The organism is Delftia sp. CH05 (genome assembly GCF_009827015.1).
GTDB classification, from domain to species: Bacteria; Pseudomonadota; Gammaproteobacteria; order Burkholderiales; family Burkholderiaceae_C; genus Comamonas; species Comamonas tsuruhatensis.
Map to the genome: position 1 here is coordinate 178,230 of NZ_WUMG01000005.1, position 26,287 is coordinate 204,516.

Consider the following 26,287-nt stretch of genomic DNA (forward strand, 5'->3'; position numbering starts at 1 on the left):
AAGCCGTCAGTTGAGCCAATTGCTCTGTCGCGCCGCGGCATGCGTTCGCGCCAGGGCGTCGTGCCGCTTGCGGCATCGCTCGCCTGCAGGTTACTCGATCACGAACAGGGGCTGGCCGTACTCGACGGCCTGGCCGTTTTCACCCAGGATGCGGGTAATGGTGCCGCTCTTGTCGGCCTCGATCTCGTTGAGAATCTTCATCGCTTCGATGATGCAGATGGTCTCGCCTTCCTTGACCTGGTTGCCCACTTCCACGAAAGGCTTGCCGCCAGGGCTGGATGCGCGGTAGAAGGTGCCGACCATGGGCGACTTCACCACATGTCCCGCGACGGCTGCCTCGGCAGGGGCTGCCACGGGCGCTGCTGCGGGAGCAGCCACAGGTGCTGCCACGGGCGCAGCCATCGGAGCCTGCATGGGCGCAGCCACGTAGTGCTGCACCACGGCGCCTTCGCTCTTGACGATCCGGACCTTGCCCTCTGCTTCGGTGATCTCCAGTTCCGACACGTTCGATTCGGACACCAGATCAATGAGGGTCTTGAGTTTTCGCAAATCCATGGGAGCTCCAGCGGCTAACAACTAAATAGGGCGCGAATTTACTCCAATTTCGCCCTTCTGCGTGCTTTGAGGCATATTTTTCATCAACGTCGCCATGGAATTCGGGGGATTTCCTGAGCCTGCACAGGCTCGGTCGCTGCGGAAATCAGCCTTTTGCGCTCCAGGAAGCCAGATCTTCGGTAGTAAGCTCACCTATTTTACGTTGCCGCACTAGGCCATCCTCGCCGAGCAGCACGGTGAAGGGCAGTCCGCCCTGCAGATTGCCGAGCGAGCGGGTCAGGCCCAGACCGCCTTCCACCGCCAGCGCCACGGGGAAACGCAGGGGTGTGCGGCCCAGAAAGCGCTGCACTGCCTCGGGCTTGTCCACGGCCAGGCCAATGACCTGAATGCCATGCTGGTCTTGGCGTGCCGAGAAGGCATCCAGCATGGGCAGTTCGCGCACGCACGGCGGGCACCAGGTGGCCCAGAAATTGACCAGCACCGGCTTGCCACGCCAGCGCGACAGCGTCATGGCCGAGCCATCGGGCGTGATGAAGCGCTGCTGCCACAGCTGCTCTTCGGCACTGGCGTCCATGGCGTGCGGCTGAAAACGCCACCACGCAAACCCTGCCCCACCCAGGCCTGCGGCGGCGGCAACGCCGCCCATCAGCCAGCGGCGGCGGGAAGATGTGTTTTGACCTGCATCCACGGAATCAGCCACGGTCGGCCTCCCCTTCGTCCTGGTTCAACAGCTTGCGCAATGCCTCTGCGCTGCCACGCGGGCTGCGCCCCTGTCCATCGGGCTTGAGCGCGCCGCGCAGATCGTCAAGATCATGGACCAGCAGGTGCACACCCACATCCTCGTTCAGCGGGCGGCAGAAGGCATGGATGCTCAGCGCCTCCACGCTCTGGCCGGTGAATCCCGTCACGGTGCTGGGTTCGTAGTTCACATGCTGGTTGATCAGTGCGATCTCTGCCGATTTGGGGTCGTCGCAGAACAGTTGCAGATAAATATCGGACAGGCGCGTGGCCGTGCCGCGCCAGACGGCGCCGGCCAGGTGGGGACGGAACTCGGCCAGGCGATCCATCCATTGCAGGGCCAGTTCGCGCAGGGCCTGCAGTTCCTGGGGCTGGGTGTCGGCGCAGAACAGGGCGATGTATTCGCGCACAGCTTCTTCCACCAGGTCATTGCCCGGCAGCGCAGTGCGCGAGGGCAGTCCCAGCTGGCGCACAGCGCGGTGCTTGGCAGGCCCCCATTCCAGACCTTCCTCGACCACGAGGCGGGCCGCAGTCTGGGCAATTTCGGCAGTGGCTTGGTCCATGGCTTTACGATCCGCTGTATCCCTACATATATATAAGAGGCCTTCCCTGCGGATGGCCCCGGGCCATTGTGACCCAAGCCGCAGCAACGCCGGCCGCTGACGGGCTTTGCATGTTCCCGCCAGCGCCTTGCACCGGCGATTTCGCAACCTTGTGTTTCCGGGACCCGGTGCCTGCTGGGCCGCAAGCTCCTGTTTTTGCAGGCCAGCCATCCCGGACATGGCGGCAACCGTAGAATGCCCGGCCATGCACATACATATTCTGGGCATCTGCGGTACCTTCATGGGCGGACTGGCCGCGCTGGCGCGCGAGGCTGGGCACCGCGTCACAGGCTGCGACGCCGGCGTCTACCCGCCGATGAGCGATCAGCTGCGTGCACTGGGCATCGAGCTGATCGAGGGCTACGGCGCCGACCAGATGACCCTGCAACCCGACATGTATGTCGTAGGCAACGTGGTCAGCCGCGCGCGCCTGCCCGACGGCAGCCCCAAGTTCCCGCTGATGGAGGCAATCCTCGAAAGCGGCGCTCCCTACACCAGCGGGCCGCAATGGCTTTGCGAACATGTGCTGCACCATCCGTCCTGCCCGCGCCATGTGCTGGCCGTGGCCGGCACGCATGGCAAGACGACCACGACGTCGATGCTGGCCTGGATTCTCGAATGCGCAGGCCTGGCCCCGGGCTTTCTGGTCGGCGGCGTGCCGCTGGACTTCGGCGTCTCGGCCCGCCTGGGTGCATCCAGGCGCCCGACGCCAGGCGAGGGCCCGGCCGGCGCGGAGCCCGTCTTCGTCATCGAGGCCGATGAATACGACACGGCCTTCTTCGACAAGCGCAGCAAGTTCGTGCACTACCGCCCGCGCACGGCCGTGCTCAACAACCTAGAGTTCGATCACGCCGACATCTTCGAGGATCTCGGTGCCATCGAACGCCAGTTCCACCATCTGGTGCGCACCGTCCCCGCTTCGGGCCGGCTTGTTGTCAACGGCATCGAGGAAAGCATCACCCGCGTGCTGCACCAGGGCTGCTGGAGCGAGGTTTCCAGCTTCGGGGCGGTGGTCAGCGACTTCAGCGCAGAGGGCGATCCGAGCGCCTTCGACGTGCTGCACCGTGGCCGCAAGGTGGCCCGCCTGGAATGGGCGCTGACCGGGGAACACAACCAGCTCAATGCGCTGGCCGCCATTGCGGCAGCCGAGCACGTGGGCGTGACGCCGGCACAGGCCTGCGAGGCGCTGGCGCGCTTTCAGAACGTCAAGCGACGCATGGAGCTGCGCGGCATGGCGGGCGGCGTATCCGTCTACGACGACTTCGCCCACCACCCCACGGCCATACGCACCACGCTGGACGGCCTGCGCCGCAAACTCGGCAGCCAGGCACGCATCCTTGCGGTGTTCGAGCCGCGCAGCAACACCATGAAGCTGGGCACCATGAAGTCGCAACTGCCCTGGTCCCTGGAAAGCGCCGATCTGGTGTTCTGCCACACGGCCGGCCTGGACTGGGACGCCGCCGAGGCGCTGCATCCCCTGGGCGTGGGCCCTGGCCGCAAGGCGCAGGTGGCAGGCGACATGGACACGCTGATCGGACAGATCCTCGCAGCCGCCCGGCCGAGCGACCATGTGGTGTGCATGAGCAACGGCGGCTTCGGCGGCATACACCCCAAGCTGCTGGCCGCCCTGCAGACCGCAGGCTGAACAAAGCGCAAGCAAGCCCCACCCCAATGAAAGAAGCCCGGGACATGCCCGGGCTTCTTTCATGTGCCTTCGCCTGTCAGCCGTCAGTAGCTGATGGACATGGCGGGCACGTCGACACGGATCAGCGGCTTGGACAGCACGGCCTGGGCTGCAACGGCATAGCTGTTGCGCCACTGCTCGTCGTCGAACAGCCCCGCACGCGAACGCGCCGCGCGCGCCACCACCACCAGCTTGTCGGCCAGCAGTACCTTGCCGCTGGCACGCAGGGGTTCGCAGTCCATGGAGATGAACTGCTGGTCCAGCCAATGCCGTCCTTCATCGGAACTCATGGGGGTGAGCCCGTTGGTGTCCGTGCGGTACTCTTTTCCGGCATCCAACACCACAATCACTTCGCTGCGCATGGAACTCCTCTCGTCATTACTGGATACAACCCCGTGCCTGCTCGCAAGGACAGGGCCGTTACTCATACCGCGAGCTTAACCGCAAGCGCCTTTTCCACACCCCAGGCAAGCTGACATGGCGCAAGCGCCGCAGCCTGGGGCTGGCACTGCCAGCAGCAGGTGTTTCATGGCGGCACGGCGCCCGCTTCAAGGTGCAAACGTACAATCGCATGCAGATTGGACTCCGAATCTTCATCAACCGCATCGCATGACGACCGACACCACACACCAGAAACTGCTTGACCAGCTGCAGCAGCTCGAAGATGAGTTGCGCGGCCAGAGCCTCTGGTCGGCCGTGGCGCCAAGCCCCGAGGCCATGGCGTCGACCATGCCCTTCATGTACGACACGCTCAAGCTGCAGCAATGGCTGCAGTGGGTTTTCCTGCCCCGGCTGCGTGCCGTGATCGAGGCCGGCGGCCAGCTGCCCTGCCAAAGCCACGTGCATCCGCTGGCCGAACATGAGTGGAGCCAGCCCGTGGAATTCGACAAGCGCCAGTTGCTGGCCCTGCTGCAGGGCATAGACGACACGCTGAACCAGTGCGGTCTGACTCCGCCGGACGCCACATCGTCCCACTGACCACGGAGCGGCCAGGCACGAAAAACGGGGCGCAGACGCCCCGTTTTCTTTTGCGCCTCAGGCAGCCACCAAGGCTGCTGCCGCCTCGGTCTGCTTGACGCGGCGCTGCAGCACGGCGTCGGACAGCTCGGCCAGCGTGGCCAGGGAATCATCCCAGCCCAGGCAGGCGTCGGTAATGCTCTGGCCGTAGGTCAGGGCAGCCACTTCGTCCTTGCCGGGCGTGAACTTCTGGGCGCCGCCCACGAGATGGCCTTCGATCATCACGCCGAACACGCTGCGCGAGCCGCCGCTGATCTGTCCGGCGATGTCGCGGGCCACGTCCTTCTGGCGCTCATGCTGCTTGGAGCTGTTGGCGTGACTGCAGTCGACCATCAGCGTGGGCGTCAGGCCCGCCTTTTCGAGGTCCTCGCAGGCAGCGGCCACGTTGGCGGCGTCGTAGTTGGGAGTCTTGCCGCCGCGCAGGATGACGTGGCAATCCTGGTTGCCCGCCGTGTTCACGATGGCAACCTGGCCATTCTTGTGCACCGACAGGAAGTGGTGGCCACGGCTGGCCGACTGGATGGCGTCGGTGGCGATGCGGATGTTGCCGTCCGTGCCGTTCTTGAAGCCGATGGGCGCCGAGATGCCCGAGGCCAGTTCACGGTGGACCTGGCTTTCCGTGGTGCGCGCACCGATGGCGCCCCAGCTGATCAGATCGGCGATGTACTGGGGAGAGATCACGTCCAGGAACTCGCTGGCGGCCGGCACGCCCAGGCGGTTGATGTCGATCAGCAGTTGCCGCGCAATGCGCAGGCCCTCGTCGATGCGGTAGCTCTGGTCCAGGTAGGGATCGTTGATCAGCCCCTTCCAGCCCACGGTGGTGCGCGGCTTTTCGAAGTACACGCGCATCACGATCTCCAGCGTGTCCTTGTACTGCTCGCGTATGGGCGCCAGGCGGCGCGCGTACTCGATGGCGGCCGCCGGATCGTGGATGGAGCAGGGGCCGACGATGACCAGCAGGCGGTCATCCTCGCCAGCCATGATGTTGTGGATGGTGCGGCGGGTATCGCCGATCAGGGTTTCGACGGCCGTACCGCGGATGGGGAAGAAGCGAATGAGGTGCTCGGGAGGGGGCAACACGGTGATGTCCTTGATACGTGCGTCGTCGGTTTGGCCAGTCTTTTGGGAACCGCCGCGATACCAGGAATCGGCGAGGGAAGCTTGATGAGCAGTCATTGCTTGCTTTCGTGAGGAAAGATGGATCGTGGAAAACGGAGCGAAGAATCGGGAGGGGAAAAACAAAAAACCGCCGGGCTCTGCAGCTTCGGCGGTTCTGAGGGAGGTTTGTTCGGGTGCGCGCGCTTACCTCTCTTCCGCCGGGGAGGAGAACCAAAAGTAAAAGTAGAAGGAGGTACGGGCTTGCATGGGAACTGAATGTAGCACAGTCATTTTTCGCAGTGCAACATGGCCATGGCAGCACGGGGGGCGCACTTCACAGTGCCACAGAGAGAAACCTCAAAATCATCCACGCACTTAAACTGCTTTTTTAACCGTTCAACGCAAAAATATTTCGTCATCACGGATAAAAACACGATGGCATGCAGTTTTCTTGCATTCACCTTTGAAAACGTGCAAACCCCAGAAAATGACGCTTCCGCGCATCGCGGCAGGCCCGCCTCAACGCCGCAGCAAGGAGTCGCGCAGCCTGCGCAGTGCTCGGCGCAGGGCGCTCCAGGGACGCCAGCGACGCGTCCGGTACCAAGGCTGCATTGCGGCGGCATCGAACCCGCCCGCCACAGCGGCGGATTCCGCAAACATGTCTATCAACAGGCATGCATCTCCCAGCAGGCGCCAGCCCAGACGCTCGCAGCGGCGGAAATGCTCGGGCTCCTGGGCATCGCCCACCAGCACGGACTGCTGCCAGGCGTGCACGACCTCCCTGAATCCCTTGAGCAGGCGCTGGTAGGCGGGAAATTCGTAGAGGGCGTGCCATACCGCCCCCAGCGTGGTGAGGAAGTGCTGGTGGTCCAGCACGGCCAGGTCGAGTTGCTGTATGGCCTCTTCCACGGCAGGGCGTGCACTGCCCGCATAGCGCACGCGCACGGCCTCGTCCAGCGCAACGGCCAGCAAGGCCAGTTGCTGGTGCATGGGCTGCAGATCGCCCACGATCAACTCGTTCAGCCAGACGCGGTTCAGCCGCGACTCGCCAGCCCAGGTGCGCCAGTGTTCCGGCAGGCTGCGCAGGGGATGGGCAGAAGTCTGCAGGCCTGGCCGGGAAGGAAAGGAAAGCTGGGTCATGGAATCGGCGCCGGGCGGCGCCCACGGAGCGCGGCGGGCCGCGTCAGGCAGGACAGAGGACCCGCCCCCTGCCATGCAGGGCGCGGGCATGCGACGGTCAGGCCGTGCCGCCCACCGTCAGGCCGTCGATGCGCAGCGTAGGCTGACCCACGCCCACGGGCACGCTCTGGCCTTCCTTGCCGCAGGTGCCCACACCGCTGTCCAGGCGCATGTCGTTGCCGATCATGGTGATGTGCTTGAGCGATTCCGGGCCGCTGCCCACGATGGTCGCGCCCTTGACGGGGTACTGGATCTTGCCGTTCTCGACCCAATAGGCCTCGCTGGCAGAGAACACGAACTTGCCGCTGGTGATGTCGACCTGACCGCCGCCGAAGTTGGTGGCGTACAGGCCCTTCTTGATCGAGGCCACGATTTCCTGCGGATCCTTGTCGCCACCTAGCATGTAGGTGTTGGTCATGCGCGGCATGGGGATGTGGGCATAGCTTTCGCGGCGGCCGTTGCCCGTGGGCTTGACGCCCATCAGGCGGGCGTTCATTGCGTCCTGGATGTAGCCCTTGAGGATGCCGTCCTCGATCAGCACATTGCTCTGGCTGGTGCAGCCCTCGTCATCGACGTTGAGCGAACCGCGGCGATCGGCCAGCGTGCCGTCGTCCAGCACGGTGACGCCCTTGGCCGCCACGCGCTGGCCGATGCGGCCGCTGAAGGCGCTGGCGCCCTTGCGGTTGAAGTCGCCTTCCAGGCCGTGGCCCACGGCTTCGTGCAGCAGCACGCCGGGCCAGCCGGGGCCAAGCACCACGGTCATTTCGCCTGCCGGCGCGGGGCGCGACTGCAGGTTGGTGAGGGCCGCGCTCACGGCTTCGTCCACATATTGCGTGATCTGCTCATCGCTGAAATAGGCCAGGCCGAAACGGCCACCGCCGCCGGCAGAGCCCACCTCACGCCGGCCCTTTTGCTCGGCGATCACGGTAACGGAAAGACGCACCAGCGGCCGCACATCGGCAGCCAACGTGCCATCGGCGCGGGCGACCAGCACCACGTCGTACTCGCTGGCCAGGCCGGCCATGACCTGGACGACACGCGGGTCCTTGGCGCGGGCCAGGGTTTCGACCTTGCCCAGCAGCTCGACCTTGGCCGTGCTGTCCAGCGTGGCAATGGGATCCAGCCCCGGATACAGCGAGCGGCTTTGCGCGATCTTGGACGCGTTGGCGCGCACGCGCTTGCTCTGGGCCGCGCCCGAGATGGAGCGCACGGTGCGTGCCGCATCCAGCAGGGAGGCTTCGGAAATATCGTCGGAATAGGCAAAGGCCGTCTTCTCGCCGCTGACCGCCCGCACGCCCACACCCTGGTCGATGCTGAAGCTGCCGGTCTTGACGATGCCCTCTTCCAGGCTCCAGCCTTCGGCGCGGGTGTACTGGAAGTAGAGGTCGGCGTCGTCGACCTGGTGGCTGCGGATCTCGGCCAGTGCGCGCGCGAGATGGGTTTCATCGAGCCCGAAGGGCTCAAGCAGCAACTGGCGCGCTGTGGCCAGGCGTTCAATGGTGGGTTCGCGGGAGATCATTCGCCCATTGTAGAGAGCCGGCCATGCCCTCGCCGTGCAACGGGGGCAGCCAACGGTTCATGGGCCTGCAAAAAAGAACGGAATGCCGCCCCACCAGGCTGAGCGGCATTCCGTAGGCATGCATCCGCGTGGATGGCGAACATGCTGGCCCATGTCCGCGCTTGCTTTGTAGCGCGCCTCGGCGTCCGTGGCAAGTGCACGGTCATCCCGCAGACGTTATGGAAACAGGAGCATGCCAGTCTCATGCAGGCTTGGCTTGCTCGCCAAATCATGGAAAGAAACGGAGCTTTCCGGCAGCAGGCATCCAGACTATTTGACATTTGCAGGCGCCTTGGGCGCCGCAAACTGGTGTTCAGAGCGGGCCGCCGCCCTCGCCCGGCAATTGCCGCTGCGAACGCGCCACCGACATCAGCACCCCCAGCGCCAGCCCCAGCGTGACCATGGCCGTGCCGCCGTAGCTGATGAAGGGAAGCGGCACGCCGACCACGGGCAGGATGCCGCTGACCATGCCCATGTTCACGAAGGCATAGGTGAAGAAGATCATGGCCACGGCCGCCGCCATGAGCCGCGCGAACAGCGTGTTGGCCTGGATGGCGATGGCCAGCCCGCGCCAGACCAGCAGCAGGAAGGAGACGATGATGAAGAGGTTGCCGACCAGGCCGAACTCCTCGGAATAGGCGGCGAAGATGAAGTCGGTCGTGCGCTCGGGGATGAACTCCAGGTGGGTTTGCGTGCCTGCCATGAATCCCTTGCCCCAGACGCCACCGGAGCCGATGGCGATCATGCCCTGGATGATGTGGAACCCCTTGCCCAGGGGGTCGCGCGTGGGGTCCAGCAGGGTGCAGACACGGGTCTGCTGGTATTCATGCAGCACGGGCCAGCGCACGCCGTCGGCGCACAGCTGGGGTTCGTACCAGACGATGAGGGTGATGCCGATCACACCGGCCAGCACGGGCGGAACGATGAGCTTCCAGGGCAGGCCCGCGAAGAAGATCACCGACAGGCCGGCCGCCATCACCAGCAGGGAGGTCCCCAGGTCGGGCTGCTTCATGATCAGCCCGACAGGCACCATGAGCAGCACCATGGCGATCACGAAGTCCGTGCCGCGCAGCTGGCCCTCGCGGCGCTGGAACCACCAGGCCAGCATCAGCGGCGTGGCGATCTTCAGCAGCTCGCTGGGCTGGATCACCACGCCCACGTTGACCCAGCGCTGAGCCCCCTTCTTGGTGATGCCGAACAGCGCCACCGCCACCAGCAGCGCCACGCCCAGCATGTACAGCGGCACGGCCACCTTCATGAGCTGCTGGGGGGGAATCTGGGCCACGACAAAGAGAATGGCCGCCGCGATCAGCATGTTGCGCCCGTGGTCGGTGAAGCGCGTGCCGTGGTCGAAGCCCGAGGAGTACATGGCGATCAGCCCCGCCGACGCCAGCATGCCCACGAACAGCAGCAACCAGAAGTCAAAGCCCCGCAGCAGCGGGGCAACACGTTGCCAGAGGGAGGGCTTGTCGAATTCGGTCACGGGGATGGTCGGTCGCGGGCACGGGCCGCCATTATCCCGTGGCGCATGCGGCCCAGCCCGGCGCAGGGTTGCCCACGGAGGCGGTTGTCATCCAGCTGTCGGCCCGGGCCTTCCCTGCTGGGCGCCGCCCGCCGCAGCGGCCACAATGGGCCATGAGCCGTCCGGGCCGCATCCGGCGCCCGGCCCCAGCAACGCAAAGGAGAGCGCCCGCCATGACCACCACCCATTTGCTGTATCTGCACGGCTTTCGCTCCTCACCCCAATCCACCAAGGCCCGGCGCATGGCCGAACATGTGGCCACGCGCCATCCCCATGTGCGCTGGTGGAGCCCGCAATTGCCGCCATCCCCGCGCGAGGCGGCCGCCTTGATTGCCGACGGCATAGGCAGCTGGCCGCGAGAGACCATGGCCGTGATCGGCTCCTCGCTGGGCGGCTACTACGCCAGCTGGGTGGCCCAGCTGGCGCGCTGCCGCAGCGTGATGATCAACCCGGCCGTGAACCCGGCGCGCGATCTTGAAAAGTACATTGGCGAGCAGACGTCCTGGCACAACCCCGAGGAACGCTTTTTCTTTCGCCGCGAGTACATGGAAGAGCTGCGCGCGCTGGACACGCGCTCCATGACACCGGCCGCGCCCGAGATGCTGCTGGCGGCCGAGGGCGACGAAGTTCTGGACTGGCGCGAGATGAGCGCGCGCTACCCGCATGCGCTGCAGATCATCCAGGAAGGCGGCGATCACGCGCTGAGCAACTTCGAGGAGTACCTGCCCCAGCTCGACGAGTTCCTGAATCTGGCCTGATGCCGCACACGCCTGCGCGGCAGCTGCCAGCCGCAGCGTGGGAGAATATCGGGCTATGCACGCATTGTTTGAAGAAGCCGGCAAGTTCCTGGCCGGCCGCATCCTCTCCGAAGCCGACACCTCCGCCCAGGTGGAACTGGACTCGGGCAAACGGGTCAAGGTCAAGTCCGCCAACATCCTGCTCAAGTTCGACAAGCCGGCGCCTGCCGAACTGATCGCCCAGGGCCAGGCAATGGCCGCCGAGATCGATCTGGACCTGGCCTGGGAATTCGCCCCCGAGGAGGAATTCGGCTTCGCCGACCTGGCACGCGACTATTTCTCGGACAATGCCACGCTGGCCCAGCAGGCCGGCGCGCTGTTTCGCATCTACGAGGCGCCGCACTACTTTCGCCGCGCCGGCAAGGGCCGCTTCAAAAAGGCGCCGGCCGAAATCCTGCAGCAGGCGCTGGCCGGCATAGAGAAGAAAAAGCAGATCCAGGCCCAGATCACGGCCTGGGCCGAGCAGCTGGGCGCTGGCGAATGCCCCGGCCCCATCCGCGAACAGCTCTACAAGATCCTGTTCCGCCCCGACAAGAACGCCGCCGAATACAAGGCCGTGGTCGAGGCCAGCCGCGCCACGCGCCTGGCACCGCTGGATCTGCTGCACAGGGCCGGCGCCATTGAATCGGCCTACGAATTCCACTGGAAGCGCTTCCTCTTCGACCACTTCCCCAAGGGCACGCAATTTCCGCCACTGGAGGCGCCCCAGCCTCCGGCAGAGCTGCCGCTGGCCGATGTCCAGGCGTTTTCCATCGACGACTCGGCCACCACCGAGATCGACGACGCGCTGTCGGTGCGCGGCCTGGGCACGGGCACGGTCACCGTGGGCATCCACATCGCGGCCCCCGGCCTGGCCATCGTGCCGGGCACGCCGCTGGACCAGCTCGGCCGCTCGCGCCTGTCCACTGTCTACATGCCCGGCTACAAGATCACCATGCTGCCCAACGAGGTGGTGCAGATCTACACGCTGGACGAAGGCCGCGCCAACCCCGCCGTGTCGCTGTACGTCACCGTGGACGAGACCACGCTGGAAACCACAGCCAGCGAGACGCGCCTGGAACGCGTGCCCGTGCAGGTCAACTTCCGCCATGACAAGCTGGACCACATCGTCACCGAGCAGTGGCTGGCCGACCCGTCCATCGAGGTCGAGGGCACGCCCGAAGTGCTGCAGGGCAAGCGCGCCGAACTGACGTTCCTGCAGCGCTGGGCCAGGCACCTGAAGGCCGGGCGCGAACTGGTGCGAGGCAAGCCCGAGAACTTCAACCGTCCCGACTACAACTTCCGCCTGGTGGGCAACGGCAGCGCCGAGCCCCGCGGCAACGAGCAGGTCGAGATCACCGTGCGCAAGCGCGGCGCACCGCTGGACCTGATCGTGGCAGAGGCCGCCATCGTGGCCAACAGCACCTGGGGCGGCTGGATGGCCGATCTGGGCGTGCCCGGCATCTACCGCAGCCAGGCCAGCCTGGCCCCCGGCATCAAGGTGCGCATGTCCACCAAGGCGCTCCCCCATGCGGGCATCGGCGTCAAGAGCTATGCCTGGGCCACCTCGCCGCTGCGCCGCTATGTGGACCTGGTCAACCAGTGGCAGATCATTGCCTGCGCGCGCCACGGCAAGACCGCCGCACTGGCCGCGCCGTTCAAGCCCAAGGATGCCGAGCTGTTCGGCATCATCAGCAGCTTTGACGGCGCCTACAGCGCCTACAACGGCTACCAGGCAGGCATGGAGCGCTTCTGGACGCTCAAGTACCTGCAGCAGAACGCCATCACCGAGCTGACGGCCACCGTCATCAAGGAAGGCATGGGCGGCGGCCTGCTGGTGCGCGCCGACGACCTGCCGCTGGTCTTCCCCGTGCTGGGCGTCACCGGCCTGCCGCGCGGTGCCCATGTGCGCGTGCGCCTGGGCGAGATCGACGAGATCGCGCTCGATGTCTCGGGCACGCTGATCGAGCGCCTGGACAGCGACGCCGCCGCTGCCGACGATGGAGCGGAGGACGACGAGGAGGCCGTAGCCGGCCCCATCGCCATCGCCGTGGACATGAACGAGACCGACGGCACGCCCGCGGCCGATCCTGCCCAGCCCTGATCTGCCCGCGCCCCTGCCTCGCATCCAAGCCACTGCCTTAGATCTGACGTGAAACTGCCTACCGCCTTCCGTTCCCTGAGTACGCTGCAGTTGGCACTGGGTGTCTCCATTGCCCTGCATGCCGGGTTGCTCTCGTTCCGGTTCATCGATCCAGAACGCTTCGACCGCGTGTTCCAGGACACGCCGCTGGAAGTCATCCTGGTCAATGCCCGCGCCAACGAGCCGCCCGACAAGGCGCAGGCCATCGCGCAGACCTCGCTGGCCGGCGGCGGCGAAGCCGACAAGGGCCGGGCCTCCAGCCCCATGCCCTACTCGGCGCTCACCGCCGTGGGCGACGACTTCGAGGAACGCCAGCGCCAGATCGACTCCATGCAGGAGCAGCAGACCGTCTTGCTGACGCAGTTGCGCAAGCAGGTCGCGGCCCTGCCGCCGCTGGACCCGCGCGAGGCGGCAAAGCAGACCAAGGAGCAGCAGGCCCAGCAGGAAAAGCGCCAGCAACTGGTCAAGCTGCTGGCCGAGATCGAAAAACGCATCAACGAAGAAAACGCCCGCCCCAAGAAGCGCTACATCAGCCCGTCCACGCGCGAGGCCGTCTACGCCATCTACTACGACGGCCTGCGCCGCAAGGTCGAGGACAAGGGCACGGAGAACTTTCCCGAGCAGGCCGGCAAGAAGCTCTATGGCGAGCTGGTCATGATCCTCACCGTCAACCACGACGGCCGCGTGCTGTCCACCGAGATCGTGCAGGGCTCGGGCAACCGCCTGCTGGACACCCGCGCCGAAGCCATCGCGCGTGCGGCCGGCCCCTTCGGCCACTTCGGCCCCGCCATGCGCGCCAAGGCCGACCAGATCGCCGTGGTCTCGCGCTTCAAGTTCACGCGTGAGCAGACGCTGCAGACCACGGTCCAGTAGCCCAGTAGCGCCCCGCCCTCTTCGCACTCCATTTTTTCGACATGACTTCCGTTGCCGCCACCTCCTCCGACCGCTACTGCGTCATGGGCAACCCCGTCGCGCACAGCCGTTCGCCCTGGATCCATGCCCGCTTCGCCGAACTGTGCGGGCAGGACCTGCATTACGAGCGCCAGCATGTGGAGCTGGATGGCTTTACCGAGGCCGTGCGCGCCTTCGTCACGGCAGGCGGACGCGGCTGCAATGTCACCGTACCCTTCAAGCTGGAAGCCGCACAGCTGGCCACCACCTCCAGCGAGCGCGTGCAACTGGCCGGCGCCGCCAACACCCTGGTGCTGGCGGCGGACGGCATCCATGCCGACAACACCGACGGCCTGGGCCTGGTGGCCGACATCGTGCGCAATGCGGGCGTGCCGCTGGCCGGGCGCGACCTGCTGCTGCTGGGCGCGGGTGGCGCCGCAGCCGGCGCACTGGGCTCGCTGCTTGCCGAGCGCCCGCGCCGCATCGCCGTGGTCAACCGCACCTTCGAGCGCGCCCAGGCCATGGTGCAGCGCCATGCCGCCATTGCCGCGCAACATGGCGTGGAACTGGTGGCGCTGGAGCAGCAGGCCGTGGATGAGGATTTCGACGTGGTCATCAACGCCACCGCCAGCAGCCTGGCCGGTGCCGAGGTGCCCGTGCCGGCCCGCGTGCTGCGCACTGGCAGCTTGGCCTACGACATGATGTACGGCCCCGCGGCCCAGGGCTTCATGCAGTGGGCCGAACAGCACGGCGCCACGGCCCGCGACGGGCTGGGCATGCTGGTGGAGCAGGCGGCCGAATCGTTTGCGCTGTGGCGCGGCGTGCGCCCGCCCTCGGCCCAGGTGCTGAACGAGCTGCGCGCCCATATTGCTCAAGGCGGCTGAGCGCTTCATGAAATCCCTGGCACGCGCCCTGCTGCTGGTGCTGTGCGCCGGCCTGCTGCTGCAGCTGTTCTTCGTGCTGCGCATTGCGCTGATGGTGGTGGTCGATCCCGAGTCCACAGCCTTCCAGCGCTCCGAAGCCTGGCAGATGCTGCGCAGCTCCGAAGGCCTGCACTGGAGCCAGCAATGGCTGCCCTATGACCGCATCGCGCCCACGCTCAAGCGCGCCGTCATTGCCTCCGAAGACGACAGCTTCACCGAACACCACGGGGTGCAATGGGAAGCCATCGAGAAAGCCTGGCAGCGCAACCAGCGCGCCGAAGCCCGGGCCATGAAGGCCGACAACGGCAAGGCGCCCAAGATCTATGGCGGCTCCACCATCACGCAGCAGTTGGCCAAGAACCTGCTGCTGTCGGGCGAACGCAGCCTGCTGCGCAAGGGGCAGGAACTGGTGCTGACCCAGCTGCTGGAACTGATGCTGAGCAAGCAGCGCATCCTGGAGATCTACCTCAACAGCGTGGAATGGGGCCAGGGCGTGTTCGGCGCCGAGGCGGCCGCTCGCCACTACTTTCGCAAGAGCGCCTCCCAGCTCAGCGCCGCCGAGGCCGCGCGCCTGGCCGTGATGCTGCCCCAGCCCAAGCGCTTCGAGAAGCTGCCCAACTCCGGCTATCTGCTGCAGCGCACGCGCACGGTCATGCAGAGAATGCCCAGCGCCGTCGTCCCCTGAACAGCTACATTCACTCCATGCGCATCCTTGGAATCGACCCCGGTCTGCAGACCACGGGATTCGGCGTGATCGACGTCGACGGCCACCGCCTGGCCTATGTGGCCAGCGGCACCATCCGCACCACGGGCATCGCGCTCGGCGACCTGCCGGGCCGGCTCAAGCTGCTGTTCGACGGCATCTCGGAAGTTGCCAGCCGCTACCAGCCCGACACCTCGGCCGTGGAAATCGTCTTCGTCAACGTCAATCCCCAGTCCACCCTGCTGCTGGGCCAGGCACGCGGCGCCGCGCTCACGGCCCTGGTCAACGCCGGCCTGCCGGTGGCCGAGTACACGGCACTGCAGATGAAGAAGGCCATGACCGGCCATGGCCGCGCGGCCAAGAGCCAGATCCAGGAAATGGTGCGCCGCCTGCTGCAACTGCCCGGCCTGCCCGGCACCGACGCCGCCGATGCCCTGGGCCTGGCCATCACCCACGCCCATGCAGGCGCCGCCATGACGAAGATGGCCGAGGTCACGCAGCTGCAGCGCCGCCAGCATGCGGTCTACAAAGGTGGGCGCGTCTACTAGGACACCAGTGCTTGGCCACCCTGCTCGGCCCTGAGCCTGATCCATTGCGCGATCCGGGGGAACACATCGGATTGCGCGTTGCCGGCCATCAGCAACCTGCTGTGGCTGTAGTCTTCGACAAAACCGGTGGCCTTGCCACACAGCACGAACTCCACATCCGTCCCGCCGAAAGCGCTTGCCAGCGCTTCGCACCCCTGCCAGGGTGCAATCAGGCGGTCTCCAGCACCCGCCAGCGCCAGAACGGGAATACGCACCTGGGAGAGTGCCTGCAGGTAGTTCATGCCGTCATGTCCCACAAATCGGCGCTGGAGATTCCACTGACACCACTGGCGCATCAGTTGGCCGCTTTCCGCCTCGGGCCCCACCATGCGGTTGGCTGCCAGCCAGTTCCGGCGGCCTATCCACGCCAGGTAACCCCGGATCCTGGCCCAGGCCAGCGGTGTGGAGGCAGCATGGGTGGCCTGGGCGGCCAGCAGCACGACACCGGCCAGATGGTCCCGGGCCACATCGGGATTGCGAGCGGCCCAGATGGCTGCCGCAATGCCGCCCCCGCTGTGGCCTATCAGGGTCAAAGGCCGGCTCTGCTCCTCGCTGCGGATGGCCTCGATGGCACTGGCGATGTCATGCCTAGCCACGGCTTCCAGATCATGGCCATGCCCGCAGGCCGGGTTCCGTCCATGGCCGCGCCAGTCGAAGAGCCAAGTGCCGAATCCCTGCGCCGCCAGATACGCGCCGAGCCGGTCGCAGGATGCGGTGCCGGAGAAGGTGCCGTGCGTGATGGCCACGACAGGCCCCTGGACGCAGCCGCTGCGCACCAGCACAAGGGTGTGGCCGTCGCCGGCCCGGATCCGAATTTCCTTCATGGCGGCCCGGCAGTCTCCGCAATGGCGGCAGCGCAGCCCATTCAGGACCTCAGACGATGCGTCCAAAGAACAGCACGGCGAAGAAGGTCACGCCGGCAATCACGGTCCACTTGAGGATGATGAAGCCCCAGCGCTTGTAGCGGGGCTGGCCCGTGCCCAGGTAGAACGCAAAGGACACGGCTGATGCCAGCAGCAGCACGGTGGCCAGCCAGCGGAAGATCAGCATGGCGGCGCCCGCCTCACCAGGCCCGCGCGGGCTGGGCGAAGCCCTTGGGCGCCTGGCGCTCGCTGTCGAAGCTGACCAGTTCCCAGGCGTCGGGCTGGGCCAGCAGGGCACGCAGCAGCTGGTTGTTCATGCCGTGGCCCGAGCGGAAGGCGCTGTAGGCGGCCAGCAGGGGCCTGCCGATCAGGTACAGGTCGCCGATGGCGTCCAGGATCTTGTGCTTGGCGAACTCGTCGTCATAGCGCAGGCCGTCGCTGTTGAGCACCTTGTAGTCGTCCATGACGATGGCGTTGTCCATGCCGCCGCCCAGCGCCAGGCCGTGGCTGCGCAGCATTTCCACGTCCTTGGTGAAGCCGAAGGTGCGCGCGCGTGCGATGTCGCGCGTGTAGTTGTCCTCGCCCATGTCGAACTCCACGCACTGGCCGGTGGAGTCCACGGCAGGATGGGCGAAGTCGATCTCGAAGCGCAGCTTGAAGCCGTGGTACGGGTCGAAGCGTGCCCACTTGAGGTTCTGGCCCTCGCCCTCGCGCACCTCGACGGGGCGGATGACGCGGATGAAGCGCTTGGGCGCCTTCTGCAGCTCGATGCCCGCGCTTTGCAGCAGGAATACGAAGGAGGCGGAGGAGCCGTCGAGGATGGGCACTTCCTCGGCGGTGATGTCTATGTAGATGTTGTCGAGCCCGAGGCCGGCGATGGCCGACATCAGGTGCTCCACGGTATGCACCTTGGCGCCGCCCGTGCCGATGGTCGAGGCCATGCGCGTGTCGGTGACGGCTTCGGCGGATATCGGGATGTCCACGGGCTCCGGCAGGTCCACGCGACGGAACACGATGCCGGTGTCGGGCTGCGCGGGACGCAGCGTCAATTCGACGCGCTGGCCGCTGTGCAGACCCACGCCCACGGCACGGGTGATCGTCTTGATGGTGCGTTGTTGGAGCATCCGACTATTTTAAAGTGCGGCAGCCGTGCGCAGGGCATGGCCCTGGCACGGCATTCGCTATCACAACCATGCAGCGACCGTATCGGCCGCTGCTCAGTCAGCCTGCTTGCGCAGGAAGGCCGGGATTTCCAGATCGTCCATGCCGCCGGAGGCCAGGGCATCGACGCGGGCAGCGGCCTGCGTGCGGTTGGTGCGCCAGACGCTGGGCACCGACATGTTGTTGGCATAGTCGGCGCCGCCAGCGGCACCGCCGACCAGGCCGCCGGCTGCCGTTGCGGCACCCATGGAGGCCGAGGGCAGCTGGTAGCTCATGTTGTCGGTACCGGTGCGCAGACCACCCTGCACCACCTGCATGTTCTGGCGGCGTGCGCTGGGGCGCGACAGGCCGGTGGCCACCACGGTGACGCGGATCTCGTCACCCAGGCTGTCGTCGTAGGCAGCGCCGTAGATCACATGTGCATCGGGCGAGGCGTAGGCATTGATGGTGCTCATGGCCAGGCGCGACTCGGACAGCTTGAGGCTGCCCTTGGCGGCCGTGACCAGCACCAGCACGCCCTTGGCGCCCGACAGGTCGATGCCCTCCAGCAGCGGGCAGGCCACGGCCTGCTCGGCAGCGATGCGCGCGCGGTCGGGGCCGGCGGCCTTGGCCGTGCCCATCATGGCCTTGCCGGGTTCGCCCATGACGGTGCGCACGTCTTCGAAGTCGACGTTCACATGGCCGTACTCGTTGATGATTTCGGCAATGCCGCCCACGGCGTTCTTGAGAACGTCGTTGGCATGGGCAAAGGCCTCGTCCTGCGAGATGTCGTCGCCCAGCACGTCCAGCAGCTTCTCGTTGAGCACGACGATCAGCGAATCGACGTTGGCTTCGAGTTCGCTCAGGCCGCTGTCGGCGTTGGCCATGCGTCGGCCGCCTTCCCACTCGAAGGGCTTGGTGACCACGCCCACGGTGAGGATGCCCATTTCCTTGGCCACGCGCGCGATCACGGGCGCAGCGCCCGTGCCCGTGCCGCCGCCCATGCCGGCTGTGATGAACAGCATGTGCGCGCCTTCGATGGCAGTGCGGATGTCGTCCTCGGCCAGCTCGGCGGCTTCGCGGCCCTTGTCGGGCTTGCTGCCCGCACCCAGGCCGCTGCCACCGAGCTGGATGGTGCGGTGGGCGCTGCTGCGCAGCAGCGCCTGCGCGTCGGTGTTGGCGCAGACGAACTCCACGCCCTGCACGTTGCGCGCAATCATGTGCTCGACGGCATTGCCGCCGCCGCCGCCAACGCCGATCACCTTGATCTGCGTACCCTGGTTGAATTCTTCAACTTCAATCATGTCGATGGGCATGTTGGTTCTCCTGTAGCTCTCTGTAAGTGGTCACCACCGTCTGGGGAAAATTCTGTCTTCTGTCCGGTATTCGGAAGCCGGTGGGCGGGCCGGTAATGCGCAGTCGATGAAAGCACATATCAAAAGTTCCCCACGATGAAGTCTTTGAAACGGCCAAAAGCGGTCTTCATCGACCCACTCTTTTGTGCCACCTTGAAACCGCGCAGGCGAGCCAGGCGGGCCTCTTCGAGCAATCCCATCACGGTGGCAGCGCGGGGTTGAGCCACCATGTCAGCCAATGCGCTCGAATACTTGGGGATGCCGCGGCGCACGGGCTTGAGGAAGATGTCCTCGCCCAGTTCCACCATGCCCGGCATGACGGCGCTGCCGCCGGTCAGCACGATGCCCGAGGACAGCACTTCCTCGTAGCCTGAATCGCGCACCACCTGCTGCACCAAAGAAAAGATCTCTTCCACGCGCGGCTCGATCACGCCGGCCAGCGCCTGCTTGCTGATCATGCGCGGGCTGCGGTCGCCCAGGCCCGGCACTTCGACCTGGGCGTCGGGGTCGGCCAGCAGCTGCTTGGCATAGCCGCTTTCGACCTTGATGTCCTCGGCGTCCTTGGTGGGCGTGCGCAGCGCCATGGCGATGTCGCTGGTGATCAGGTCGCCCGCGATGGGAATCACGGCCGTGTGCCGGATGGCGCCGCCCGTGAAGATGGCCACGTCGGTGGCGCCCGCGCCGATATCGACCACGGCCACGCCCAGCTCGCGCTCGTCATCGGTGAGCACGGCCTGGCTCGATGCCAGCGGGTTGAGCAGCAGCTGCTCGACCTCCAGGCCGCAGCGGCGCACGCACTTGATGATGTTCTCGGCCGCGCTCTGCGCGCCCGTGACGATGTGGATCTTGGCCTCCAGGCGGATGCCGCTCATGCCGATGGGCTCGCGCACTTCCTGGCCGTCGATCACGAATTCCTGCGGCTCGACCAGCAGCAGCCGCTGGTCCGAGGAGATGTTGATGGCCTTGGCCGTCTCCATCACCCGCGCCACGTCGGTGGCCGTGACTTCCTTGTCCTTGATGGCCACCATGCCGCTGGAGTTCAGGCCGCGGATGTGGCTACCGGTGATGCCGGTGCACACGCGCTGGATCTTGCAGTCGGCCATCAGCTCGGCCTCCTTCAGCGCCTGCTGGATGCTCTGCACCGTGGCGTCGATGTTGACCACCACGCCCCGCTTGAGTCCGTTGCTCGGGGCCACGCCGAGGCCTGCGAGCTTGAGTTCGCCGTTGTACAGGACCTCGGCGACCACGACCATGACCTTGGCCGTGCCGATGTCCAGTCCGACGATCACATCTTTGTATTCTCTTGCCATATCAGCATCCGCCCCCGGTTGGTTCTGTCCTGTCGCTGTGTCGCTGCTTGGTGTGCATGTACATAGGTCTGTCCTCCCTCGTCTTCAGCGTCGGGGACGCACTGCAGCCGGCGCCTTGGCCGTGCCGGTGGTCACACCGCGCAGCCTCAGCGCATATCCGTCTTCGTAGCGCAGGTCGGCCGACTCGATGGCGTCGGCCTTGCGCTTGTATTGGGTCGTGATCTGGGGCAGCGTGCGCACGAAGCGCTGCACGCGTTGCAGCACGGCCTCCACGCTGCCGCCACCCAGTTCGATCTGTGCGTCGTTGGCCAGCCTGAGCTGCCAGCTGCCGCGCGCATTGAGCGTCAGCCCGTCGATCTCCACATCCAGCGGCCCCAGCGCCGGCACCAGCAGCCGGTACATCTGCAGCATCTGCGGGGCGCTGTCCTCTGGGCCCTGCAGGCGCGGCAGGCCGTCGCGGTCCAGCTCGCCCAGGTTGGCCTCGAAGACCTCGCCGAAGCTGTTGACCAGGCCGGTGCCCGAATCAGGCCCCCAGAAGGCCTCGGCCACATGCTCGTGCAGGATGACGCGCAGGCTGTTGGGATAGTCGCGGCGCACCTGCGCCTCCCGCACCCAGGGCACCTGCTCGAACGCCGCCTTGGCGGCCTTGAGATCCACGGTGAAGAAGTTGCCCGTGAGCACCGGCGCCACATTGGCGCGCAGCGTCACTGCGTTGTTGTGCACCAGCTCGCCCTCGACCACGATGCGGCCGATATTGAAGGCCGGATGGCGCAGCGCCCACCAGCTCACCGCTGCCAGCCCCAGCGCAGCCACGCCCACGAACAGGACCGTGGCGGTCACGTTCATGAGCTTGACGTCGAAGGGGGCCGGCAGGGAGTAGCTCATGCGTGCTCCTGCTCCGGTTGCGCGTCCAGCGCGGCGCTGGCCAGGATGCCCAGGCACAGGTTTTCGTAGCTCACGCCGATGGCGCGGGCCGACATGGGCACCAGCGAGTGGCCCGTCATGCCCGGCGAGGTGTTGATCTCCAGCAGGAAGGGCTTGCGGTCGCTGCCGCGGATCATGATGTCGGCGCGCGACCAGCCGCGGCAGCCCAGCGTGCGGAAGGCCCGCACGACGATGCGCCGGATCTCGGCCTCTTCCTCGGCAGGCAGGCCGCTGGGGCAGTGGTACTGGGTGTCGTCGGTGAAGTACTTGTTCTGGTAGTCGTAGTTGCCTTCGGGCGCGACGATGCGGATCACGGGCAGGGCGTGGGCGCCCTCGCCGGTTCCGAGCACGGGGCAGGTGGTCTCGTCGCCTTCGATGAACTCTTCGCAGAGCACTTCGGGGTCGTACCGGGAGGCCAGCACATAGGCCTGCTCGCATTCCTCGGCTGTCCAGACCTTGGTCAGGCCGATGGTCGAGCCCTCGCGCGAGGGCTTGACGATCATGGGCGCGCCCAGTGCCTGCAGCGCGGCGCGGGTCTCGTCGGCGCTGGCGACCAGCCGCCAGTCGGGTGTGGGCAGACCCTCGAAGCGCCAGATGCGCTTGGTCATGATCTTGTCCATGGCGATGCTGGAGGCCATCACGCCGGGGCCCGTGTACGGGATGCCCAGCAGCTCCAGCGCGCCCTGCACCGTGCCGTCCTCACCGTAGCGGCCATGCAGCGCGATGAAGCAGCGGTCGAAACCGTCCTTCTTCAACTCGCCCAGGTCCCGCTCGGCGGGGTCGAAGGCATGGGCATCCACGCCCTGCGACAGCAGGGCCTTGAGCACGCCCGTGCCCGACATCAGCGAGACCTCGCGCTCGGCCGAGCGGCCGCCCAACAGCACGGCCACCTTGCCCAGGGCCTTGACATCGATCTGGGTGCCGAAGCTGCTCATTGCGCAGCTCCCTGCTGCGCCTGCAGCGTTTGTTTCTGAAGCATTTCAACCAACTTTCCGGGCACGGCGCCAATCGAGCCGGCCCCCATGCACAACAGCACGTCGCCATCGCGGGCGTGGGCGGCCAGGGCCGCCGGCAGCTCGGCAACGTCTTCCACAAAGACCGGCTCGACCCGGCCGGCCACGCGCAGGGCGCGCGCCAACGAGCGGCCATCGGCCGCCACCACCGGCGCCTCGCCGGCCGCATAGACCTCGGTCAGCAGCACGGCATCGGCCAGGCCGATGACCTTGACGAAATCCTCGAAGCAATCGCGCGTGCGGCTGTAGCGGTGCGGCTGGAAGGCCAGCACCAGGCGGCGGCCCGGGAAGGCGCCGCGCGCAGCAGCCAGCGTGGCCGCCATCTCGACAGGGTGGTGCCCGTAGTCGTCGATGACGGTGAAGCTGCCGCCGTCGGCAGCCGCCAGTTCGCCATAGCGCTGGAAGCGCCGGCCCACGCCCTTGAAGCTTTCGAAGGCGCGCAGCAGCGCCTCGTCGGCAATCTCCAGCTCCATGGCGACGGCCACGGCCGACAGCGCGTTGAGCACGTTGTGCTCGCCCGGCAGGCTCAGCACCACGTCCAGGTCGGGATAGCTTTGGCCGTTGCTGCGGCGCACCGTGAAATGCATGCGGCCGGCCTCGGCGCGCACGTTGAGGGCGCGCACCTGGGCGTCCTCGGCAAAGCCGTAGGTGGTCACGGGGCGGGCCACCTGGGACAGGATCTCGCGCACGGCCGGGCTGTCCACGCAGACGATGGCGCGGCCGTAGAACGGCATGCGGTGCAGGAAGTCGACGAAGGCGCCCTTGAGCCGGCCGAAGTCATGGCCGTAGGTTTCCATGTGGTCGGCGTCGATGTTGGTGACGACAGCCATCACGGGCAGCAGGTTCAGGAAGGAGGCGTCGGACTCGTCCGCCTCGACCACGATGTAGTCGCCCTGGCCCAGCTTGGCGTTGGCGCCCGCGCTGTTGAGCTTGCCGCCGATGACGAAGGTCGGGTCCAGCCCGGCCTCGGCCAGCACGCTGGTCACCAGGCTGGTGGTCGTGGTCTTGCCGTGGGCTCCTGCGATGGCGATGCCCTGCTTGAAGCGCATCAGCTCGGCCAGCATGAGCGCACGCGGCACGACGGGGATCTTGTGCGTGCGCGCCGCGACCACCTCGGGGTTGTCGGACTGCACGGCGGTGGAGGTGACGACGGCGTCAGCCCCCTCGATGTTCGCGGCCGCATGGCCGACGTGGGTGGCAATGCCCAGGCCTGCGAGCCGGCGCAGCGTGGCACTGTCGGACAGGTCCGAGCCCGAGACGGCGTAACCCAGGTTGTGCAGCACCTCGGCGATGCCGCTCATTCCGGCGCCGCCGATGCCGACGAAATGGATGTGATGAATGGCGTGCTTCATGCGGCCAGTTCCTCACAGGCGGCGACCACCTCGGCGGTGGCTTCGGTCTTTTGCATTTTCTTGGCTTTTCCAGCGCGCTCCAGCAGCGTCGCACGCTGCATATTTTGTAGCATTTCGGCCAGGCTTTGGGCAGTCAGTGCGCTTTGTTGCATCAACCATCCACCACCGGCATCGACCAGGAAACGCGCGTTCGCGGTCTGGTGGTCGTCCACGGCGGCCGGGAAAGGCACATAGATGGCGGCTGCGCCCACGGCCGCGATCTCGGTGACCGTGCTGGCACCGGCGCGGCAGACGATGACATCGGCCTCGGCAAAGGCGCGGGCCGTATCGTCGATGAAGGGCGTCAGCTCGGCCTGCACGCCTGCCGCCGCGTAGTTGGCGCGCAGGGCGTCGATCTGTGCGGCGCCGCTTTGGTGGAGCACGACGGGGCGCACATCGGCCGGAATCAGGGCCAGCGCCTGCGGCACGATCTCGTTGAGCGCCTTGGCGCCCAGGCTGCCGCCCACCACCAGCAGGCGCAGCGGTCCGCTGCGGCCCGCAAAGCGCTGCTCGGGCGCGGGCTGCTCGGTGAAGGCCTGGCGCAAGGGGTTGCCGACCCAGCGGCCCTTGGGGAACACGTTGGGGAAGGCGGTGAAGATGCGGTGGGAGACGCTGGCCAGCACCTTGTTGGCCATGCCGGCCACGGAGTTCTGCTCATGCAGCACCAGGGGCTTGCCGGCCAGCACGGCCATCATGCCGCCAGGAAAGCTGATGTAGCCGCCCAGGCCCACGACCACGTCGGGCTTGACGCGGCGCACCACGGCCAGCGCCTGCCAGAAGGCACGCAGCAGGCGCATGGGCAAAAAGGCCAGGGTCATGATGCCCTTGCCGCGCACGCCCGAGAACTCGATGGTCTCCAGCGGGAAGCCCTGGGCCGGCACGATGCGGGACTCCATGGAGCCGGGGGCGCCCAGCCAGCGCACGTTCCAGCCGCGCTCGCGCAGCGCCTGGGCCACGGCCAGGCCCGGGAAGATATGGCCGCCCGTGCCGCCGGCCATGATCAGGGCCGTGCGCTGGCGTTGCGTGCCTTGAGAGGTGGACTGCGTCATGCATGCCCTCCCTTCATCAGCAACTTGTTCTCGTAGTCCACCCTTAACACCACCGCTATCGCTATCAGATTCATGAGGATGGCCGACCCGCCGAAGCTCATCAGGGGCAGCGTCAGTCCCTTGGTCGGCAGCGCGCCCAGGTTCACGCCCATGTTGATGAAGGCCTGGAAGCCCATCCAGATCGCAATGCCCTCGGCCACCAGGCCGGAGAACACCCGGTCCAGCGCAATGGCCTGCCGCCCTATGAGCATGATGCGGCGCGTGAGCCACAGGAAGGTGACGGCGATCAGGAGCACGCCGACCAGGCCGAATTCCTCGCCGATCACGGCCAGCAGAAAGTCGGTGTGCGCCTCGGGCAGCCAGTGCAGCTTTTCGACGCYGCGGCCCAGGCCCACGCCGAAGATCTCGCCGCGCCCGATGGCGATCAACGCATGCGACAGCTGGTAGCCCTTGCCCAGGGCATGCTTTTCATCCCAGGGATTGAGGTAGGCAAAGATGCGCTCGCGCCGCCATTCGGAGGTGGCGATGATGAGCACGAAGGCCAGCACCACCAGGGCCGCGATCAGGAAGAACATGCGCGCGTTCACGCCGCCCAGGAACAGGATGCCCATGGCGATCACCACGATCACCATGAAGGCGCCCATGTCGGGCTCGGCCAGCAGCAGCACCCCGACCAGCACCACGGCCAGCCCCATGGGCAGCACGGCGCGGAAGAAGCGCTCCTTGACCTCCATCTTGCGCACCATGTAGTCGGCCGCATAGATGAGCACGGCGAACTTGGCCAGCTCGGACGGCTGGAAGTTCATGATGCCCAGGGACAGCCAGCGCCGCGCGCCGTTGACCACGGTGCCCACATGCGGGATCAGCACGGCCACCAGCAGGACCAGGGACACCAGGAAGAGCTTGCGCGCCATGCGCTCCCAGGTGGCCATGGACACCTGGAAGGCCAGCAGCGCGCCGACGAAGGCCATGCCTATGGACATGGCATGGCGCATCAGGAAATGGGTGGGCGCGATCTTGCCGAAGCGCGGATTGTCCGGCATGGCGATCGATGCCGAATACACCATGACCAGGCTCCAGGCCAGCAGGCCTATGACCACCCAGATCAGGGCCTGGTCCAGGCCGAGCACGCTGGCCGGCGTCTGCGTGGGCCGGTGGTACTGGGGACCGCCCAGGCGCACGGGCAGCACGTCGATGGCCTTTTCCTGCGCGCCTCCGAACCAGGAGCGCATGCGGCCCAGGGCCTGGTTCATGGCGTTCATCGCG

The 26,287-nt window shown here is 66.5% G+C and carries 26 protein-coding genes; 8 read left to right on the forward strand and 18 right to left on the reverse strand.

Features of this window, described 5'->3' with window-relative positions:
- Nucleotides 1-90 precede the first annotated feature (90 nt).
- From accB to GRX31_RS07095, 3 genes are all read right to left on the reverse strand, one after another.
- Nucleotides 91-555 carry an acetyl-CoA carboxylase biotin carboxyl carrier protein gene (accB, locus tag GRX31_RS07085; RefSeq protein WP_016448008.1) on the reverse strand — a complete coding sequence of 155 codons (465 nt, stop codon included), beginning with the start codon at nt 553-555 and terminating at the stop codon, nt 91-93.
- A gap of 145 nt (nt 556-700) precedes the next feature.
- Nucleotides 701-1,201, reverse strand: a complete 501-nt coding sequence (locus GRX31_RS07090) for a TlpA family protein disulfide reductase (RefSeq protein ID WP_160852048.1) — start codon at nt 1,199-1,201, stop codon at nt 701-703.
- A 46-nt stretch (nt 1,202-1,247) separates the two neighbouring features.
- Nucleotides 1,248-1,856 (reverse strand): hypothetical protein, encoded by a 609-nt coding sequence (locus GRX31_RS07095; protein WP_016448010.1) that lies wholly within the window; start codon nt 1,854-1,856, stop codon nt 1,248-1,250.
- Nucleotides 1,857-2,100: 244 nt separating this feature from the next.
- On the opposite strand from GRX31_RS07095, the gene mpl reads away from it, so the two are divergent.
- On the forward strand, nt 2,101-3,540 hold the full coding sequence (gene mpl, locus GRX31_RS07100) for a UDP-N-acetylmuramate:L-alanyl-gamma-D-glutamyl-meso-diaminopimelate ligase (protein ID WP_160852021.1): 1,440 nt from the start codon (nt 2,101-2,103) through the stop codon (nt 3,538-3,540).
- A gap of 83 nt (nt 3,541-3,623) precedes the next feature.
- Here the strand turns inward: mpl and GRX31_RS07105 are convergent, their stop codons facing one another.
- Nucleotides 3,624-3,941, reverse strand: coding sequence for a hypothetical protein (locus tag GRX31_RS07105; protein ID WP_016448012.1), 318 nt, complete (start codon nt 3,939-3,941; stop codon nt 3,624-3,626).
- A 247-nt stretch (nt 3,942-4,188) separates the two neighbouring features.
- Here GRX31_RS07105 and GRX31_RS07110 point away from each other — a divergent pair, with 247 nt between their 5' ends.
- Nucleotides 4,189-4,557 (forward strand): YqcC family protein, encoded by a 369-nt coding sequence (locus tag GRX31_RS07110; RefSeq protein WP_016453140.1) that lies wholly within the window; start codon nt 4,189-4,191, stop codon nt 4,555-4,557.
- A 57-nt stretch (nt 4,558-4,614) separates the two neighbouring features.
- On the opposite strand, the gene GRX31_RS07115 is transcribed toward GRX31_RS07110, so the two are convergent.
- The 4 genes from GRX31_RS07115 to rodA form a co-directional block, all read right to left on the reverse strand.
- Nucleotides 4,615-5,772, reverse strand: coding sequence for a 3-deoxy-7-phosphoheptulonate synthase (locus GRX31_RS07115; protein WP_016453139.1), 1,158 nt, complete (start codon nt 5,770-5,772; stop codon nt 4,615-4,617).
- 441 nt (nt 5,773-6,213) lie between these two features.
- Nucleotides 6,214-6,834: a hypothetical protein gene (locus GRX31_RS07120; RefSeq protein WP_016448015.1), complete on the reverse strand. Its 621-nt coding sequence runs from the start codon at nt 6,832-6,834 to the stop codon at nt 6,214-6,216.
- Nucleotides 6,835-6,931: 97 nt separating this feature from the next.
- Nucleotides 6,932-8,392 (reverse strand): metalloprotease TldD, encoded by a 1,461-nt coding sequence (gene tldD / locus GRX31_RS07125; protein ID WP_017404622.1) that lies wholly within the window; start codon nt 8,390-8,392, stop codon nt 6,932-6,934.
- 352 nt (nt 8,393-8,744) lie between these two features.
- Complete coding sequence (rodA, locus tag GRX31_RS07130) at nt 8,745-9,914, reverse strand: rod shape-determining protein RodA (RefSeq protein ID WP_016448017.1); 1,170 nt, start codon at nt 9,912-9,914, stop codon at nt 8,745-8,747.
- A 212-nt stretch (nt 9,915-10,126) separates the two neighbouring features.
- On the opposite strand from rodA, the gene GRX31_RS07135 reads away from it, so the two are divergent.
- Genes GRX31_RS07135 through ruvC form a run of 6 tightly spaced genes read left to right on the forward strand, consistent with a single transcriptional unit; the run spans nt 10,127 to nt 15,937 of the window.
- Nucleotides 10,127-10,711, forward strand: coding sequence for a YqiA/YcfP family alpha/beta fold hydrolase (locus GRX31_RS07135; protein ID WP_016448018.1), 585 nt, complete (start codon nt 10,127-10,129; stop codon nt 10,709-10,711).
- A gap of 55 nt (nt 10,712-10,766) precedes the next feature.
- Nucleotides 10,767-12,833 (forward strand): ribonuclease catalytic domain-containing protein, encoded by a 2,067-nt coding sequence (locus GRX31_RS07140; RefSeq protein ID WP_016453136.1) that lies wholly within the window; start codon nt 10,767-10,769, stop codon nt 12,831-12,833.
- A gap of 48 nt (nt 12,834-12,881) precedes the next feature.
- Nucleotides 12,882-13,745: a TonB family protein gene (locus GRX31_RS07145; RefSeq protein ID WP_160852023.1), complete on the forward strand. Its 864-nt coding sequence runs from the start codon at nt 12,882-12,884 to the stop codon at nt 13,743-13,745.
- A gap of 41 nt (nt 13,746-13,786) precedes the next feature.
- A complete protein-coding gene (aroE, locus tag GRX31_RS07150) occupies nt 13,787-14,647 on the forward strand; it encodes a shikimate dehydrogenase (protein WP_160852025.1) in 861 nt (286 codons plus the stop codon).
- 7 nt (nt 14,648-14,654) lie between these two features.
- Nucleotides 14,655-15,371 (forward strand): monofunctional biosynthetic peptidoglycan transglycosylase, encoded by a 717-nt coding sequence (mtgA, locus tag GRX31_RS07155; protein ID WP_016448022.1) that lies wholly within the window; start codon nt 14,655-14,657, stop codon nt 15,369-15,371.
- Between the two features lie 17 nt (nt 15,372-15,388).
- Nucleotides 15,389-15,937 carry a crossover junction endodeoxyribonuclease RuvC gene (ruvC, locus tag GRX31_RS07160; protein ID WP_016448023.1) on the forward strand — a complete coding sequence of 183 codons (549 nt, stop codon included), beginning with the start codon at nt 15,389-15,391 and terminating at the stop codon, nt 15,935-15,937.
- On the opposite strand, the gene GRX31_RS07165 is transcribed toward ruvC, so the two are convergent.
- The 10 genes from GRX31_RS07165 to ftsW all read right to left on the reverse strand — a co-directional run bounded on the left by GRX31_RS07165 (nt 15,934) and on the right by ftsW (nt 26,283).
- A complete protein-coding gene (locus GRX31_RS07165) occupies nt 15,934-16,722 on the reverse strand; it encodes an alpha/beta fold hydrolase (RefSeq protein WP_337193868.1) in 789 nt (262 codons plus the stop codon). The genes ruvC and GRX31_RS07165 overlap by 4 nt on opposite strands.
- 127 nt (nt 16,723-16,849) lie before the next feature.
- Nucleotides 16,850-17,026, reverse strand: a complete 177-nt coding sequence (locus tag GRX31_RS30515) for a hypothetical protein (protein WP_016448025.1) — start codon at nt 17,024-17,026, stop codon at nt 16,850-16,852.
- A 13-nt stretch (nt 17,027-17,039) separates the two neighbouring features.
- Nucleotides 17,040-17,963 (reverse strand): UDP-3-O-acyl-N-acetylglucosamine deacetylase, encoded by a 924-nt coding sequence (lpxC, locus tag GRX31_RS07170; protein ID WP_012203406.1) that lies wholly within the window; start codon nt 17,961-17,963, stop codon nt 17,040-17,042.
- Between the two features lie 93 nt (nt 17,964-18,056).
- Nucleotides 18,057-19,295 carry a cell division protein FtsZ gene (ftsZ, locus tag GRX31_RS07175; protein WP_016448027.1) on the reverse strand — a complete coding sequence of 413 codons (1,239 nt, stop codon included), beginning with the start codon at nt 19,293-19,295 and terminating at the stop codon, nt 18,057-18,059.
- Nucleotides 19,296-19,414: 119 nt separating this feature from the next.
- Nucleotides 19,415-20,644 carry a cell division protein FtsA gene (gene ftsA / locus GRX31_RS07180; RefSeq protein WP_012203404.1) on the reverse strand — a complete coding sequence of 410 codons (1,230 nt, stop codon included), beginning with the start codon at nt 20,642-20,644 and terminating at the stop codon, nt 19,415-19,417.
- 84 nt (nt 20,645-20,728) lie between these two features.
- Entirely contained in the window at nt 20,729-21,529 is an 801-nt protein-coding gene (locus GRX31_RS07185; RefSeq protein ID WP_016448028.1) for a cell division protein FtsQ/DivIB, read from the reverse strand.
- Entirely contained in the window at nt 21,526-22,503 is a 978-nt protein-coding gene (locus tag GRX31_RS07190; RefSeq protein ID WP_151019273.1) for a D-alanine--D-alanine ligase, read from the reverse strand. The genes GRX31_RS07185 and GRX31_RS07190 overlap by 4 nt, the downstream gene beginning before the upstream one ends.
- Nucleotides 22,500-23,933 carry a UDP-N-acetylmuramate--L-alanine ligase gene (gene murC, locus GRX31_RS07195; RefSeq protein WP_160852027.1) on the reverse strand — a complete coding sequence of 478 codons (1,434 nt, stop codon included), beginning with the start codon at nt 23,931-23,933 and terminating at the stop codon, nt 22,500-22,502. Before murC ends, GRX31_RS07190 begins: the two co-directional genes overlap by 4 nt.
- Entirely contained in the window at nt 23,930-25,021 is a 1,092-nt protein-coding gene (murG, locus tag GRX31_RS07200) for an undecaprenyldiphospho-muramoylpentapeptide beta-N-acetylglucosaminyltransferase (RefSeq protein WP_016448031.1), read from the reverse strand. Before murG ends, murC begins: the two co-directional genes overlap by 4 nt.
- Entirely contained in the window at nt 25,018-26,283 is a 1,266-nt protein-coding gene (ftsW, locus tag GRX31_RS07205) for a putative lipid II flippase FtsW (protein ID WP_442874080.1), read from the reverse strand. Before ftsW ends, murG begins: the two co-directional genes overlap by 4 nt.
- Nucleotides 26,284-26,287 lie beyond the last annotated feature (4 nt).